13 protein-coding genes are annotated in these 15,883 nt (G+C 38.7%); 4 read left to right on the top strand and 9 right to left on the bottom strand.

All coding sequences use genetic code 11. The features are described 5' to 3' along the window. Positions 1–2: 2 nt before the first annotated feature. Together ACMGE6_RS06135 and ACMGE6_RS06130 are read left to right on the top strand one after the other, a co-directional pair. Positions 3–1,148, top strand: coding sequence for a bifunctional cystathionine gamma-lyase/homocysteine desulfhydrase (locus ACMGE6_RS06135; protein ID WP_414053152.1), 1,146 nt, complete (start codon positions 3–5; stop codon positions 1,146–1,148). 15 nt (positions 1,149–1,163) lie between these two features. Next, positions 1,164–1,649: an S-ribosylhomocysteine lyase gene (locus ACMGE6_RS06130; RefSeq protein ID WP_414053151.1), complete on the top strand. Its 486-nt coding sequence runs from the start codon at positions 1,164–1,166 to the stop codon at positions 1,647–1,649. Between the two features lie 183 nt (positions 1,650–1,832). Here the strand turns inward: ACMGE6_RS06130 and ACMGE6_RS06125 are convergent, their stop codons facing one another. Then, positions 1,833–2,432, bottom strand: coding sequence for a hypothetical protein (locus tag ACMGE6_RS06125; protein WP_414045642.1), 600 nt, complete (start codon positions 2,430–2,432; stop codon positions 1,833–1,835). 143 nt (positions 2,433–2,575) lie between these two features. On the opposite strand from ACMGE6_RS06125, the gene ACMGE6_RS06120 reads away from it, so the two are divergent. Both ACMGE6_RS06120 and ACMGE6_RS06115 read left to right on the top strand, forming a co-directional pair. Beyond that, positions 2,576–3,256 carry a hypothetical protein gene (locus tag ACMGE6_RS06120; protein WP_414053150.1) on the top strand — a complete coding sequence of 227 codons (681 nt, stop codon included), beginning with the start codon at positions 2,576–2,578 and terminating at the stop codon, positions 3,254–3,256. Positions 3,257–3,331: 75 nt separating this feature from the next. Then, positions 3,332–3,598, top strand: a complete 267-nt coding sequence (locus ACMGE6_RS06115; RefSeq protein WP_414053149.1) for a hypothetical protein — start codon at positions 3,332–3,334, stop codon at positions 3,596–3,598. 19 nt (positions 3,599–3,617) lie between these two features. On the opposite strand, the gene ACMGE6_RS06110 is transcribed toward ACMGE6_RS06115, so the two are convergent. The 8 genes from ACMGE6_RS06110 to asp1 form a co-directional block, all read right to left on the bottom strand. Then, entirely contained in the window at positions 3,618–5,873 is a 2,256-nt protein-coding gene (locus ACMGE6_RS06110) for an ATP-binding cassette domain-containing protein (protein ID WP_414053148.1), read from the bottom strand. A gap of 214 nt (positions 5,874–6,087) precedes the next feature. Further along, a complete protein-coding gene (locus tag ACMGE6_RS06105) occupies positions 6,088–6,714 on the bottom strand; it encodes a CAP domain-containing protein (protein ID WP_414053147.1) in 627 nt (208 codons plus the stop codon). A gap of 156 nt (positions 6,715–6,870) precedes the next feature. Next, positions 6,871–8,175 (bottom strand): accessory Sec system glycosylation chaperone GtfB, encoded by a 1,305-nt coding sequence (gene gtfB, locus ACMGE6_RS06100; protein ID WP_414053146.1) that lies wholly within the window; start codon positions 8,173–8,175, stop codon positions 6,871–6,873. Beyond that, complete coding sequence (gene gtfA / locus ACMGE6_RS06095) at positions 8,168–9,661, bottom strand: accessory Sec system glycosyltransferase GtfA (protein WP_414053145.1); 1,494 nt, start codon at positions 9,659–9,661, stop codon at positions 8,168–8,170. Before gtfA ends, gtfB begins: the two co-directional genes overlap by 8 nt. Before the next feature lie 12 nt (positions 9,662–9,673). Beyond that, the gene (secA2, locus tag ACMGE6_RS06090) at positions 9,674–12,055 is read right to left on the bottom strand and encodes an accessory Sec system translocase SecA2 (RefSeq protein ID WP_414054838.1); all 2,382 of its coding nucleotides are present in this window, start codon (positions 12,053–12,055) and stop codon (positions 9,674–9,676) included. Next, positions 12,045–12,842 carry an accessory Sec system protein Asp3 gene (gene asp3 / locus ACMGE6_RS06085; RefSeq protein WP_414054814.1) on the bottom strand — a complete coding sequence of 266 codons (798 nt, stop codon included), beginning with the start codon at positions 12,840–12,842 and terminating at the stop codon, positions 12,045–12,047. Before asp3 ends, secA2 begins: the two co-directional genes overlap by 11 nt. Then, positions 12,842–14,377: an accessory Sec system protein Asp2 gene (asp2, locus tag ACMGE6_RS06080; protein WP_414054813.1), complete on the bottom strand. Its 1,536-nt coding sequence runs from the start codon at positions 14,375–14,377 to the stop codon at positions 12,842–12,844. The genes asp3 and asp2 overlap by 1 nt, the downstream gene beginning before the upstream one ends. Continuing rightward, positions 14,361–15,878: an accessory Sec system protein Asp1 gene (gene asp1, locus ACMGE6_RS06075; RefSeq protein WP_414054812.1), complete on the bottom strand. Its 1,518-nt coding sequence runs from the start codon at positions 15,876–15,878 to the stop codon at positions 14,361–14,363. Before asp1 ends, asp2 begins: the two co-directional genes overlap by 17 nt. Between the last annotated feature and the right edge of the window lie 5 nt (positions 15,879–15,883).

The raw sequence follows: 15,883 nt of genomic DNA, 5'->3' as shown, positions 1-15,883 counted from the left end.
CAATGAATAAAAAAACGATGATGATTCACGGTGGCAAGACAACTGACGCATATACAGGTTCTGTGAATACACCAATATATCAAACGAGCACATATAAACAAGACGGCATCGGTAATTTACGTCAAGGTTATGAATATTCACGTACAAAAAATCCAACACGTACAGCGTTAGAAACTTTAATCGCTGATATCGAGCATGGACACGAGGGATTTGCATTCGGATCAGGGATGGCTGCAGTTTCAACTGTAGTGATGTTACTGAATGCAGGTGACCACATCGTTGTAGGTAGTGATGTATACGGCGGGACTTATCGTGTATTCACGAAAGTCTTCGATCGCATCGGCATTAAGTCAACGTTTGTAGATACAACAGACGTTGAAGCGGTTAAAGCAGCCATTACAAAAGAAACGAAAATGCTCTATATCGAAACACCGACTAATCCATTACTGAACGTAACAGATATTCGTGCAATGGTTGAAATTGCTAAAGAAAATAACTTAATTTCAGTCGTAGATAATACATTCATGACACCATACTTCCAGAATCCAATTGATTTAGGTGTTGATATTGTGCTGCATTCAGCAACAAAATATATTGGTGGACATAGTGATGTCGTAGCAGGACTGCTTGTGTCTCGTACACCTGAATTATCTGAGCAAATTCACTTTATCCAGAACTCAGTTGGCGGCGTTCTTGGACCACAAGACAGCTTCTTACTCGTACGTGGAATTAAAACACTTGCACTGCGTATGGAACAAACAGAAAAAACAACGATGAAGATCGTTGATTATTTAACGAACAATGAAAAAGTAACGAAAGTTTTCCATCCGTCATTACTTGATGCAGAACGTAAAGCAATTCATGAATCTCAAAGTAATGGATATGGCGGTATGATTTCATTTGATGTCGGTTCTAAAGAGAATGCTGAATTACTTGTGAAATCATTAAAATACTTTACATTAGCAGAATCACTAGGTGCCGTTGAAAGTTTAATCTCTGTACCAAGTCAGATGACACACGCTTCAATTCCACGTGAACGCCGTTTAGAATTAGGCATTACAGATGGATTAGTTCGTATCTCAGTGGGTATTGAAGATAGTGAGGACTTACTTGAAGATCTAAAAGCAGGATTTGAATTACTTCAATAATTTAGGAGGGCTATTATGACACAGAAAATGAACGTTGAAAGTTTCAATCTAGATCACACAATCGTTGATGCACCTTTCGTCCGTTTAGCCGGGCTGAAAGAAGGCGTTAATGGTGACGTGATCCATAAATATGACATCCGCTTCAAACAACCTAATAAAGAACATATGGAGATGCCTGGTTTACATTCATTAGAGCATTTAATGGCAGAAAATATCCGTAATCATACAGATAAAGTAGTCGATCTTTCTCCAATGGGTTGTCAAACAGGATTCTATCTTTCATTAATCAATCATGACGATTATGAAGATGTACTTGTAGTACTAGAGAAAACATTAAATGATGTACTTCGCGCAACAGAAGTCCCAGCATGTAATGAAGTTCAATGCGGCTGGGCAGCAAGCCATTCACTTGAAGGCGCACAAGCAATCGCGAAAGAAATGTTAAGTAAAAAAGACGGATGGCGCAATATTTACCAGGAAGGTAAAGCACCAACTGGATAGATGATGTTATGTGAAGCCACTCTTAAATCAGGGTGGCTTTTTTGGTTGGATGGAGGGTTAGAGGGTGATGTTACGCAGAATGATTGCGATATTTTGACTTTATCGCAACCATCTCCGACATCCCCATTTCACCTCACTCATCAAAAAACATCACAGCCATATATGACCGTGATGCCTAAAATTTTAGAATCTAATTAAATTAGCAGCTGCATAAACATCATCGTATTCATTTAATACCTTCAACTGTTCGTCAACGATATCTAAATGATAAGGTCCTGTCGTTTCACTGATTTCATGCATTTTACTGCTTGCGATATCATCATTTTTCTTAAATTTAAATGTTACGCTGTAATCTGACTTCTCTCCAGTACCGTACACTAATTCTCCTAACATCTTCGCTGTACCGTTCCCTTCGAAGTATGGCTTTAATTCACTTGGTAAAGTAAATCTAAAGCGATAATGTGGTGTATTGTGCATCAAGTAATTATATAGTACACGGTCAATACGATAATCAAGACGAAATGCGACACCGTCATCATCCGGAGTCACGACTAAGTTCTTCACCATAAAGTGCGGCATATGAAATTCTTTACCTACCGCTTCAGGTGGTGTCGGTTCTGGTTTTACAAGTTCAACATTCACGCTTTTTTGTTTCCCTTCATTACCTTTCACTTGCTGCCCCTCGTTCTTTTGTTTTTGGTTTTGTGTTAAGAAATAATAAAGTGCACCGCTTGCTGCTACAAGAACAGCTGCGCCGATTGACTTTTTGCAGTTACAATTCATACGATTATCCCCTTTTATGACGTGATTTTCTTTAAATATACCCTCTAAACACGAGGCTATGCAAAATCTACACAAAAACTATACAAAAAAACTAAAATCGTGTTAATCTTATTGATGTAAAAAAAATGAATCGAGGTTTATCAATGATTTTTTCTAGAACACCTGTAAATAAACTTTTACCATTTCTCTATACAACTTTGTTTGTTATTTTCGTCCTATTAATCTTTGAACAATTATTACAGATGGTCGTGGTACTGTTATTCCCGGATATTTATAGTGTACTGCCGTTTACGCTGGATTTCTTTTTCACAGAAAGTATAAGCGAGATGACTCATATTCCTTCATGGATCATCGTACTAGTCGTCATTTTACTGCTTATCGCACTTACTTTCTGGATAGTTGAACTGCTTGTAAGATATAACGAAAGACAGGAAGAACTCTTCATCGGTGATGTGACTGATCATCACTTGTATTTAGCAATATTCACACGTCCGAATGTAAAGATTCATGACTTGCCTATCTACTCAGGCGACTTTATGCGTGATAATAAGGGAACAGCAAGTACGGCTGAAAGTGACAGTACCGCAGGTGAACTCTACACATTCATGCATTCAGCACTATTTAGTAAACCACTGGATGAAGTATTTTATATTCGCGATATTAAAATAAAGAAAGAAACATGGCGTGGCTTAAAATTTACTGGCGAAGCAATTACAAAAAAGCGAAATCTCCTTGTCACAAAACAGAAAAAGTTCTTTTTATCAAAGTCAGTCAACGATTATGAACAAATGAAAAATTTCATCAAAGACATCGCAGCGCATTAATTTACATATAATTTACTTTAAATTTATCGTATATCAATATTCATGAGGTAACATGTCTAGCATGGAGTTGATAGTATGTTTACACAAAAAGAACGATTAAATTTAATTTTATCGTATGGCTTAGAAGAAACCATCGATTTTTATAATAAATATAAAGATGAATTAGCACATGTTGACTTCAAAAGGTTTAAGTCCGGCATGAATTTGCAATATGACTTACCGCAGAAATTAGCAGATGCAATCTATTTTATCGAATATCATTATAATCATCGTGGTGATCACTTTGATGAGATCGTAGATTTCTTAAACACGTTACGCGCAATCGAACGACAAGTCATCTAAAAAGGCTGAGACGCATGTCTCAGCCTTTATTTATATATGCTTTAAGATGTTCTGCAGTATAAGAGTCTTCTACCTCAAACAAACCTTTCGGCTCTCCGTTATATAATACCTTACCACCTGCAAGTCCTGCCAGTGGTCCAACATCAACAATCCAGTCTGCAATGGTCATGATGGTTAAGTTATGCTCAATTGCGATAACAGTATTATTACGTGCAATTAAATCATCAAAGATCGTCTCTAGTGCATGAATGTCACTCTCATGAAGTCCTGTCGTCGGTTCATCGAAGATAAATATTTTATCGCTTACTTTATTTCGTAAATGATAACTCAGTTTCACACGTTGTACTTCCCCGCCTGACAAAGTATCCAGCGATTGGCCAATCGTTAAATATGTAAGTCCAGCTTGTGCCACTGCTTCAAGTACTTCTTTAATTGCCGAGTCACCAAAGAACGCTATCGCTTCTTCAACGGTTAAATCCAGGACATCAGCTATAGAATAACCATCCACTTTAGCCTCAAGCACTTCCTCGCAATATCTTTTCCCGTTGCACGCTTCACATACTTCAACATAATCTGACATGAACGCAAGCTCCGTCGATTTCACGCCTTTTCCGTTACATTCAGGACACGCACCTTTTGAATTAAAACTAAACATACTTTTCGATAGTCCTGTATGCTTACTGTAGTAATCTCTAAGATCATCAAATATATCGAGATAAGTCATCAAATTCGAGCGGCTCGTCGCCTGAACCGGCTTCTGATCAATCAGGATGACATCATCTCCTGAAAGACCCGATTTAATCAATGTACTCTTACCCGTTCCTGCAACACCTGTCACGACTGTTAAAGCATGTCGTGGAAGTTTGACGGACACGTTCTTCAGATTATTTTTCGTGATATTGTTAATCTTTATAAATTGCTCTGCTTTACGCGGTTGTTGCTTCAATGAGTGCCTGGCAGAAAGTGCTTTGCCAGTTGCTGTATCAGACTGTAATAACGCATCATACGTTCCTTCAAAGGTAATCTGTCCACCTTGTTTTCCACTATCCGGTCCAATATCTACACAGTGATCAGCAATCTTAATCACATCAGGGTCATGCTCCACAATGATGACCGTGTTGCCTTTTTTCTTAAGTTCATAAATAATCTCTGTAATATTCTCTATATCCTGTGGGTGTAAGCCAACACTTGGTTCATCCAGAATATATAATATATCAGTCAGCGGACTAATCAGATGTTTGATGAGCTTGATACGCTGAGATTCTCCACCCGATAAAGTCGTCGTTACACGATTTAATGATAAGTAACCGAGTCCAATCTTGTTCATCGCAGCCATTCTTTTTTTCAAGGTTTCAATGATGTATTGTGCCTTTTCGTCATGGATATTATCGAGAAAATCTAATGCCTCACTAATCGTTAAATCACAGAACTGTGCAATATTCATCCCGTTAATCTTACTTTGCAGCACGCGGTGATTTAATCTGGCACCACCGCACTCAGGACAGACTTGTTCTGTTACGACGCGGTCGATATCTTTTTTAAAGCGTTTTTTCTCAAAAGAATCCTGCGTTAAAAAGTTTCTTCTGAAACGATATATCAGCCCTTCATACTTCGCAGACTTCGGCCAGTTATGCGGTGGATTCTCGATCTTCATCGGTTCCTGATACAAGAACAGCTCCATCTCTTCTTTCGTGTAATCTTTTAAAGGTTTATCGTTATCAAACAGACCGGTATTTAAATATCTTCGTCCGCGCCATGTATCTGGACCAAATGAAGGGAAATTAATCGCCCCTTCACGGAGCGACTTATCAAAATCAATCAGTTCATTTAAATCAATATCCTCTACATAACCAAGTCCCATACAACGCGGGCACATACCATTATTATTATTAAATGAATAGTCCATAGAATAACCGACAAACGGTTCTCCAACTCTTGACCATAACAATCTGACTGTTGAATAAATATCAGAAATTGTGCCAACCGTTGAACGTGCATTGCCACCAATTCTGTCCTGACCGATCACCATCGACACCGGCAAGTTCTCAATCTTTTCAACATCCGGTTTGCGTGGTGTATTCAATTGATTCTGAATATAAGTACTATAGGTTTCATTGAGTAATCTCGTGCTTTCAGCCGCAATCGTATCAAAGACAAGCGAAGACTTGCCAGAGCCAGACTTACCGGTAAATACCGTTATCTTATGTTTTGGAATCGTTAAGCTAACATTTTTAAGATTATTTTGATTTGCACCTGTTACTTTTATGTCCTGCATATCACTCACTCCAATTCTTCTACATTACTTCATACCACTGAATACGTGTTTCGACACATAAAAAAAGTATTCTTCCTCTTATGTTTATCAGTCCAAACGGCGGAACAAAAGTTACCACTACGACAAAAACCGAGCAAAAACTATAAATCAAAACGCGATTTATTAGTTTTGCTCGGTTTTTGCTTGTGGTAAAACACTTAGTCCCAGCCTCTAATTATTTACTAATAATTTGTGCACCGTATCCGTAAGTGTACTTCGCACCTGTTACGTTTGCATATTTAAATGCGATAGCAGTCCCTTTATAAGAGCTGTTTAACATGTTTTTACGGTGTTTAGATGAGTTGAACCATAATTGGTATAGTTTTTGAGCAACATACTTCTCAGAAACTAAAGTATAGGCATTGAAGTTGTAGTAAGTAAATGCTACGTTTTCAGCCTTTACGATTTGGCGAACTGATGGTGTGAATGCTGTATTGAACAATGTACCATTTGGACGTGTATGACTAATTTGTCTTGTTGCCGCTTGCTCTTTCGCACGAATGTTAGCGCCAGATTGTAATTTTGCGTTATAGACGATTGGTGCTACACCATTCTTCTTACGATTCTGGTTCACTAACTTCACAAATTCTAAGTTTAATTTCTTTGTATTGATTAATTTACCTGTATTAAAATCATTTACCATACTTTGCGTCATCAAAGTTTTTGGTTGTGCTGAAGTTGCTTTCTGATATTTCACTGAAGCACTTTCCTGATCAATTGTTGATAGCGCAGTATCAGCATAAGCTTGAGTTGTAGCCGGTAATAAAAGTAACGAAGTAGCAAGTGCAAATTTTAATTTCATGTAAGACTCCTTTAGTTTTATGATTTTAATCAAGTTTTATCATTCTCTTTACTCATTATAATGTATTTTTATCCTTGATTATAGTGTAAGATGAAAAATTTTAACTATTTTTTATTATTTTTTAATTATTTTAAATATTTTTATATTGCACTACATCTATTGGTAGACCGATACGAATGTTTCGAGCTCCGCTTCTCCTGCTGCGCTTCTTTGTGCCAGTACAGCTTGTTCAATCGCTTGATCAGTCTTTAACTGGTTGAGTCTTTCAATCAAGTGCTTATAATCGGCTTTTGCAAATAAGCAGTCAGGATGTGTGAAGGTCTGATTATGTGCGATTTCTTTGTAGCCTAAAATCACCTGCTGATAATCAAATGCTGAACGCACTGCATTCATAATCTCATTACCATCATTGATATCTAGATAGATGCTGCACTGCTGATACACATCACGAATTGCTTCAATTGAGGCATTCGGATAAAGATGAACATTGTGATACTTCATCAGAGCTTTTAGTTTACCTGACATTTCAGTGATGGCCATGATACGGAACGTATAATCCGGAGAGGCTGTGATGATTGCTTCCAGATGTGCAATAGAATCCGAATTTGTAAGGATGGCCACATTGCGTGTGTTAGTCCAGTTGCGCATATATCTATATAGATAGCCTGTCTGAATAATATTCTTACCAGGCAGTTGTTGTACTAATAGATTGTATGTAGCTTTTTTTGGTACAACAACCTTAAACTTGCGATGCTTCACATCTTCTAATGCATAGCGCATGTTTTCCGGTACGTGCTCCGTATCTTCCTGCCAGTACAGAATATCTCGGCCTTCTCCTTGCTTAAGGACGGTAAATAACGGCAGGGATAATCGGTTAATGATAAATTGTGATGTATCAACCTTTGCACACTCCAAATAATAACTCAGGAAATCCTCCATCGAAGAAAACATTCGTTCCTTACCGTTATGACGCAGACTAATGGACTGTGTGCGGTGATTGATATAGATGATTTCTCGTCCCGCTTCATCAAAAAAGCGTTCAAAGATTGCAAGTCCAGTCTCATTATAATTCACTTCTTTAAACTTATCGCCGTACTGATTATAATACTCAGTCATCATCACCTGCTGATTGTCATCCAGAAAGTCTACACGTTCAATAATGCGTCGCTTATAGTCACGTCGGTAATGAATATGTGCTAATTCTTTAGTCATATGAATGACCTTTGCCTGCTGATTATCTCCTCTTATCTCATAATATTCCGGAATATCCAGAGCATTAAAATACCTTCCGTGAACACGTTTATGTCCTATGCCCGCAAAGAACTTATACGGTGTCATAATATCCTGCGGCAGGAAGCCATCATCAAAAATAACGATTGTCGGAATCTTTAACCCGGCTACTTGCTGAGAGTTATAGATAGCAATACTATCTGCATCAAATTGAAGGAACAGATTAATCATGTGCTTCCTCCTCAAGTAAAAGTTTGCGCCATTTCTCCTGAATCACTGCTGTCTTAAACCTACATGCAATCTTATAAGACGCGTCGTGATACTTATCAGGCGCTTCAAAGAAAGTCTCTATCGCACGAACATACTGCTCAATAATCACATTTATTTGAGCTGCATGAGACTGATAAGGAATCAGGAAGCCATTCTTTGTGTGTTGTATAAACGTTGGATTGCCGTAGTTCACATCAAGACCAATCATACCAAGTCCTGAACCAACCGCTTCCATCAATGTTAAGCCAAATCCTTCACTAGTTGAACCCGTAAGGAAAAGCTCATACTTATGATAGACATCGCTTAATCGGTAATGACCTTTCAAATGAATATAGTCACTAGCACCAAGTTCCTCAATCAAATCGGCCAGTTTCTGACGTTCGCCACCTTCCCCGTATATATCAAACTGAATCTCAGGGATACTAGCTTTACATGCAGCAACCGCACGAATAAGCCATTCAATATTCTTCTCACTTGCTAAACGTGAAGCTGTCATCACTGAAAATGGTACACGCGCTCCCTCAGGTAATTTATCTAAGCTACCTACAGGAATGACTTCAACACGCGGTGTTAAATCATAATAATGCTTAAACTGTCTACGCAGAATTTCAGCTTGACGCTCAGTTGCAGTAATAAAGAAATCAACTTTTTCTGCCTTACTAAACTGATATTCGTAATGATTATTCCAGAGAATATAATCATCATCTGTCGCATTCTCACTAAAGTGCTCAGCATGAATTACTACACCAAGCCTTGCATCACCAATATGTCTGAACAGCGGTTCACCAAGTTCCGTTGCTCGATCAATAATGACGGTGTCTGTTGCAGAAAGATTTAAGCTGTACATGAAATAATCAATGAATGCTGTACGTCCAAAAAGCGTCTGGCCATTAATCTTGAAGACAGAAGTATTATTTTTAATGTACTCATTATATGCAACCGAACCATCTTCATTGTAGAACTGACGCATGTAGATGGTCGCCGTACTATTTACCGGAACAAAGTATTCCGAGTAAATACGTGTATATGAAAAATAGTCTTTTCGTATTAAATTTCCATTGTCCACAAATTCCACACGATCGACATACGGCGCTCCCTTATCCTTTAAATAGCAGGTCGCAAATTGATTACCAAAATAAAGACGTACGATTTTATCCTGCTCTTCTACACGCTCAACCGGCACCTCTATAGATTGCTTCACGTCTTCTACAGTATATGTTGTCGGTGCAATCTTAATATCTGTAAAGTATTGATACAGCCAAATAATCTCATCATCTTTATATCCCAGATGATGGGTTAACGTCTGAATATTTTCAGCAGAAATAAAATCCAGAAAGACATATTTCTGAGGAATATTAAGTGCGCGTATCATTTGTGCGCGATAGCTTTGTGCATATTCAACACCACTACTTGCCCAGCCAATACCAAAGTTTATATTATATAACACGTGATTACCCCTTTACGGAAAATGCACCAGCATATTCCCCTTTTTGTCAAAAGTAACGATACTCATACATAAATTACGTACCATCTGTGTTTTTATATGGCCTGTCATTTCTTCAAATGAACTGAGAGCCATACGGTGATATTCAAAGATGATATTACGCTCACCATTTTGCTTGTTGCCGATATTTGCTTTAATCTGCTGCAGGTTATCGACCTGTTTAATCCATGATAAGTCAATCGCTTTAAGCATGGCTTTTTGTAAGAATTCCTCATACATCCCCTGATAACCAACTTTATCCTGGTTATACTTGAGTTGTTCATTAAACAGCTGTAATAAGAAGTCTACAGTGCGCTCCTTGTTCTCTACTACACCATCAGGTAACTGATGATTAAACTGAAAACTCACATGCTTATAAATATAATTCAATAATTCACGTTCTGATAATCTGTGCGTTTCAACATATGCTGTAAATACGTCTCGTGCTAAAACTTCAAGCTCAAACGGATTGGTATCACTCAGTTCCAGCACTTTATTACGCTCAAGATATATAATATCACGCTGGATGCTGATACTCTTCTCAAATTCATTCGATAGCTGCCTTGCTACAACACCGAATTCTTCTGATATCGTTTGTGCTTTAGATACGATGGTATGAATCTTGCGGTGCAGCAGACGACTATCGTCCAGCATCTCCTGCTGAATTTTCCCTTGTGCATGATGCTCTAGTAATCTATCTTCACTCCAGCGTTCAACAACATAATCTTCAAGTGAAATGAATATTTGAGATGTCCCAGGATCACCCTGGCGTCCTGAACGACCACGTAACTGCTTATCGATACGACTATTTTCCATATGCTCACAAATCACAACAGCGAGTCCGCCACGTGCATAACTCTCTTTTGATAAACGGATATCTGTTCCGCGCCCTGCCATACTTGTTGCGACAGTAACAGCTGACAACTGTCCTGCTTCAGCAATCATCATTGCTTCTTTCGCAACATTTTGTGCGATAAGCAGGTTATTTGTTATCTTTAAGTGATGCAACGTATCAGAGAAATACTCTGCATCTTCTGCTGTGCGGGTGATGAGCAGAATCGGTCGCTCCTGTTTGTGAAGTGCGACAACATGTTCTAAGATCGCCTGGAATTTATCAGCTTTATGCACATACACTTTATCCTCTAAATCTTGTCTTACGACCGGTTTATCTGTTGGTATCTGAATCACGACCTTACCATAAAGTTCAAAGAATTCCTTTTCCCCGGGCTTACCGGTTGCTGTCATACCTGAAAAACGATCGAATGCTTTAAAGAGATTCTGAAAGGTAATCGTCGCCATCACACTCATATCACGCGACAACTCAAGACCTTCTTTTGCTTCAAGCGCCTGATGCAGTCCTGACTGAAGTTTCGTCCCTGGCAGCAGTCGACCGGTAATACGATCAATCAGTACGACTTCACCTTCATTCACGTAATAATCAATATTTTCATCAAATAAATACTCAGCACGTAGCGCCAGATTAATATTACGCACAAGTGTCTTATAAGCAGGATTATATAATGATTCTACATTAAAATAACGTTCAGCCTGATGTGCACCAATACGCGTCAACCAGATAAGTGATGATTTCTTATCAATCTTAAAGTGAACATCTGCTTGTAATGTATCAATAAAAGCTTTAACGATACCGAAAAGATTCGATTGTACACGCGGTGCCCCTGAGATAACCAGTGGAGTTTGTGCTGCATCCAGTATAATAGAATCAATTTCATCGATGATACAGTAGCTGAGTCTCGGCATATATTTTGAAGACTTACTATCTGCCAGATTATCAATTAAATAATCAAAGCCTAAACGACCATTTGTCGTATAGATAATATCTGCATCATATAGTGCTTTCTTCTCTCCCTTTACATACTCATAGCCCGGAATATCTACAAAGGCAAGTGACGTCCTTAAACCGAGCCATTCATAAAGTGGTTTCATCTCTTCATAGTCACGACGCGCCAGATAATCGTTAGTTGTGACTAAGTATGCGCGCTCACCGCTTAATGCATTTAAATAAAGCGGTAATGTCGCTGTTAACGTCTTTCCTTCACCTGTCTGCATTTCTGCAATATTACCTTCATGCATCACAATTGCGCCCATGACCTGCACATCCTTAGGGAACATTCCTAAGACACGCTGGCTTGCTTCACGGATCACCGCATAGGCATCCGGTAAGATATCAGATAACGTTTCTTTGGCTAAACGCGTTTTCAGAATTTCAGTTTGTTGTTTTAATGCTTCATCTGACATACGCGCATAATAATCTCGTTTATGATTAATTTCCTGTAATACTTTATGGACTTGTCTCAAGCGATATGAGTTAATCGCTTTATCAATGCTATTCATAATTCACCTCACTGTACACCTGTTTAAGTGTCAGCTGCTTTAGCAAGTAGGCATGATTGCGTATAGAAGCAATCGCCGGATCTTCATTTGATTTCAGTGCAATCCATGCATCACTATTAATTTTTGATGCTAATTGATGTGTCAGGTGCCCATAACTTACGACGACAGCGCAGGATGAGGCTGCAATACGTGCGTTTATTGCATCAATATTACTGAAATCCCGAACGATATATACATTTTCTAAATGCACCACATCCTCAAGGTCAATCTGGTAAAAGAAATGTGTCGGTTCCTGCAGAATGAAGATATCGATAGTGCTACTCGATGGATGCATACACGGTGATATCATATCATGCAAATCCACTTCATCCTGTAAGATACTCATTTTCCTGAAAATCAAAGTGTCCGGTGATGCACTCATGATTTCAATATTATAGTCATGGGCAAGCAGCGGATAGATGAAGCGGTGTTCATCGTTCATAATCGTATCCGTCTTGAGCAGACTGCCATCACGTTTAAAAAAGTTCAGTTTAAAATAAACAGCACGAGCGGGCGTCACCGTAAAATCAAACTTGATAACATAACGCTTATTACGCTCAAGCATCGGTAAATCCGGCGTGATGCGTTCCCTATCATAATCTGTAATCATCTGAAAGCGATGGATTACCGTACCTGCCGGGATTAACGGATTATGATAAAGTACTGTTCGTCCTTCAAAATTTAACCGTGCACCATACATATATGTTGAATCATTGACGCCATTAAAATATATATCGATACGACGTTTCATTATGCATCTCTCCCAAACTTTGTACTGAGTATCATTGCGTAAAAGTTTAAAAACCAGTTCGCAATCGTTAGTGAGTCATCATTATGTCGACCAGGGATACCTCTCCCCATCACTTTTGCATGACGCTTACTCAGTACATCCAGTAACTGATCATAAGCATATAAATCATAGTCATCGTCCTGCATATAAGAAATACCAAACGTAATCTTAGAAATATCAACCGTCTCAAAGATATTCCAGAACTTCGCGTTCAGTGTATCAATCGCCTGACAATCAATATCCCCGGTATTAGTCAATAATACGTCTAGTGACGTACCAAATTCTTCCGGTCGCAGTAGACGGATATTTTCAGCAACTGTACCGATACTCACGAGCGGCTTACCGACAATGACAGCTGACGGTAATAACTTAGCACCGTAATAAAGTGCGCCAAATGAACCCATCGATAATCCTGATAAGATGAGTTCGTCAGGTGCGAAACCTAATGTTTCAAGTGATTCACGAATAACATCTGTTATTCCCTGCTCGTATGCCTCACTGCCTAAGTAGAAAGCTCCACCTTCAATACGAGGGTCGCCGATCAACAGAAATGGTGCACCCATCTTCTTCATCATAAAATAACCTTCAAAGCCTTCTGCTGTACGGTATCCACTAAAATAAACATTAAGCGGTGGCTTCATATCACCAGGATCGAAGTAATAAATGAACTCATCACGCTGATTGTCACTAAAGCGCTTGCCACCCATAATAAATTCACCAAAGTTGTGACGGGACCAGCGACGGTGTAGTGCCCCAACTTTTAGTGTACCGCACCCTTTCGCAAACAAAGAGACGGTTACATTAGCATCCTGATCTCTACGGGCAATCTCTACTGGATTCAGTAAATCCTCACCCTCTACTTCAAAAGTTTCAAGGATTTCATTTGTATTGCGGTCCATCACTCTAAGTTTCATCTTTAAAGTAATATCGCCTTGTGCGATATATTCTAGCCATAAAGTAATCAGTTTCTGCTTCTCGTAATACACGTTGAACTTCCACGTCAGCAGTTGTTCAAAGTCATCACGCATACCGTCTTCCAGTACGACATACTTATTACCGAAGTAACTGACATTACCCTCGTACAATGGATTCACGACAGCACGCGCCGGTATCATCTTATCACCGTACTGACCACTAAAAGCAATCGTTTTCAGTTGATCCAGACGTTCATCATTATTGCGATATGCTAAAGGCTTAACGATAAAGTGCTTATAAGGCGCTAAAGTATAGCAAGTGTGCCAGAATCGATGATCCACAATGGTGTTGTACGGTGTCATTACTTTCAGTAGGAGCTCTTCTAAAGCCTCAGACATCTCCGTTTCTACCAAAACTAAATCAAACGCCTTAACGTCCTTTAAATATAAATTAACCTGTTCTGTCATATCATGCACCAACATAGAAACATCGATAAAATACCATTTGATACGTGCATCATAATCAAAGTTTGAACTATCGTTATGTGTTCCAATCTGTAATACATTAAATTTCCCTTTCATTGGCGTCTCCTTCTATAAAAGCATTGATCCTATCGACAATCTGAGCAGAACTATATTTGTTTGAAAGTTCAATAGAATAAGTAAATGCCTTATTCCAGTGCTTTAATGTCTTTAAGAAGTGATCGAGTGCGCCAGGTAAGTCCTGTATCGTATCAATCAATAAGCCGTTATTACCCACATCCACATAATCCGTTGCGACTTTATTAATTTGCGGGATACCCGCACTAATACTTGCAATCTGTAAGTACAAATCAGGTGTTGTACTTAAATCTACGATGATACGCAAGCCATGGACAACCTTTAATAACTCCTGTTCAAAAGGGACTTCAATGAGCTTAATCATTGCTTTTTCATCAATCTTCTCCTGAAGTAAATCTTCAAAGTTCTTCTCCTGCTCAATAAATACCTGGTTGATTTCATGCATTTTATCTCTAAGTACCGTCTGTCTGAAATAATGCTGTCTTGAAATAAGCATCACTTTAATTTGTCTTGTGTTCTTTAAATAGTGGTACATCGTATCCATTAAAGTAACCAATTCAGCATCCGATAAATTATCGACGATAATACCGATATAGTTAAAATACATCTCACTACTCTTTGTCGGTGATAAAGAAGTATCAAACGGCGTAATCTTAAGTGTTTTGCTCGTTACGCTACCCTTTAGGCGATCATAGTTCGCTGACGTATCAATTAGCAGACGCGCAGCCTGCCCTAAATTTAAATGATTAACTTCATCTACAGTGTTTCGACGCGTGAAGAATGAATACGTAAGCCTCTCTTTTGTAATAATGTTGGCAAGTTCCGCGTGATGCTCACTTGCCGCTACGATGAAGTGCGCTTGTATATCCTCTGTATACTTCTTTAAATACTCGTAGATCACTTCTCCCATATTTGAGTAACGCTGTGCTTTAAAGCGAGAGTAATAATCCGGCATAATTTCAACAAGACCATCATCTACGTATTCGGTCATCACAACATCACCCTGGGCACTCATGAACTTAACGCATTGCAATTTATCACCTTTGTACACACGAACGGAAGATAAAAACCCGCGATCATCAAACACATAACGTTTTTCAAGCACTTCACCAGTATAGACTTCAACCCAGATTAAATAACCTTCCTGATTGTAATACACCTTATAACTCCCGGTATCTGTAAAGCCCTGGATGCCGTGAGAAGTATAGATAAATTCAGTGCCACGCGGAAAACTTAACTGCTTGAAGCTTAATGCACGTGGCACAGTTCCTGAAAAGCCTTGAATAGTGTCAAAGACTGACCAGTAATCCATTTCAAGTAAATGATGACGGTGCAGGAAACAACGTAAATCCGGCTGATAGTTTAATATCAGTGTTTGAAACGCTTTATCATTCGTCTCATACATATGCATGAAACTCATCATATCGTCGAAATCAGAAACCTGTCGTCTATCATATTGAGGTACCGTAAAATCACGCCACCATTTATCAGAACTGTACCATGCTGGAATAAAATATTTCATAACGA

Source organism: Macrococcus equi, from assembly GCF_047426745.1.
GTDB classification, from domain to species: Bacteria; Bacillota; Bacilli; order Staphylococcales; family Staphylococcaceae; genus Macrococcoides; species Macrococcoides equi.
This window is presented reverse-complemented; position numbering and strand designations above follow the sequence as displayed.

Bases quoted from the DNA above. Each gene is read 5' to 3' on its own strand.
- ACMGE6_RS06135 (WP_414053152.1), top strand. From the start codon at position 3: ATGAATAAAAAAACGATGATGATTCACGGTGGCAAGACAACTGACGCA.
- ACMGE6_RS06130 (WP_414053151.1), top strand. From the start codon at position 1,164: ATGACACAGAAAATGAACGTTGAAAGTTTCAATCTAGATCACACAATC.
- ACMGE6_RS06125 (WP_414045642.1), bottom strand. From the start codon at position 2,432: ATGAATTGTAACTGCAAAAAGTCAATCGGCGCAGCTGTTCTTGTAGCA.
- ACMGE6_RS06120 (WP_414053150.1), top strand. From the start codon at position 2,576: ATGATTTTTTCTAGAACACCTGTAAATAAACTTTTACCATTTCTCTAT.
- ACMGE6_RS06115 (WP_414053149.1), top strand. From the start codon at position 3,332: ATGTTTACACAAAAAGAACGATTAAATTTAATTTTATCGTATGGCTTA.
- ACMGE6_RS06110 (WP_414053148.1), bottom strand. From the start codon at position 5,873: ATGCAGGACATAAAAGTAACAGGTGCAAATCAAAATAATCTTAAAAAT.
- ACMGE6_RS06105 (WP_414053147.1), bottom strand. From the start codon at position 6,714: ATGAAATTAAAATTTGCACTTGCTACTTCGTTACTTTTATTACCGGCT.
- gtfB (WP_414053146.1), bottom strand. From the start codon at position 8,175: ATGATTAATCTGTTCCTTCAATTTGATGCAGATAGTATTGCTATCTAT.
- asp3 (WP_414054814.1), bottom strand. From the start codon at position 12,842: ATGAAACGTCGTATCGATATATATTTTAATGGCGTCAATGATTCAACA.
- asp2 (WP_414054813.1), bottom strand. From the start codon at position 14,377: ATGAAAGGGAAATTTAATGTATTACAGATTGGAACACATAACGATAGT.
- asp1 (WP_414054812.1), bottom strand. From the start codon at position 15,878: ATGAAATATTTTATTCCAGCATGGTACAGTTCTGATAAATGGTGGCGT.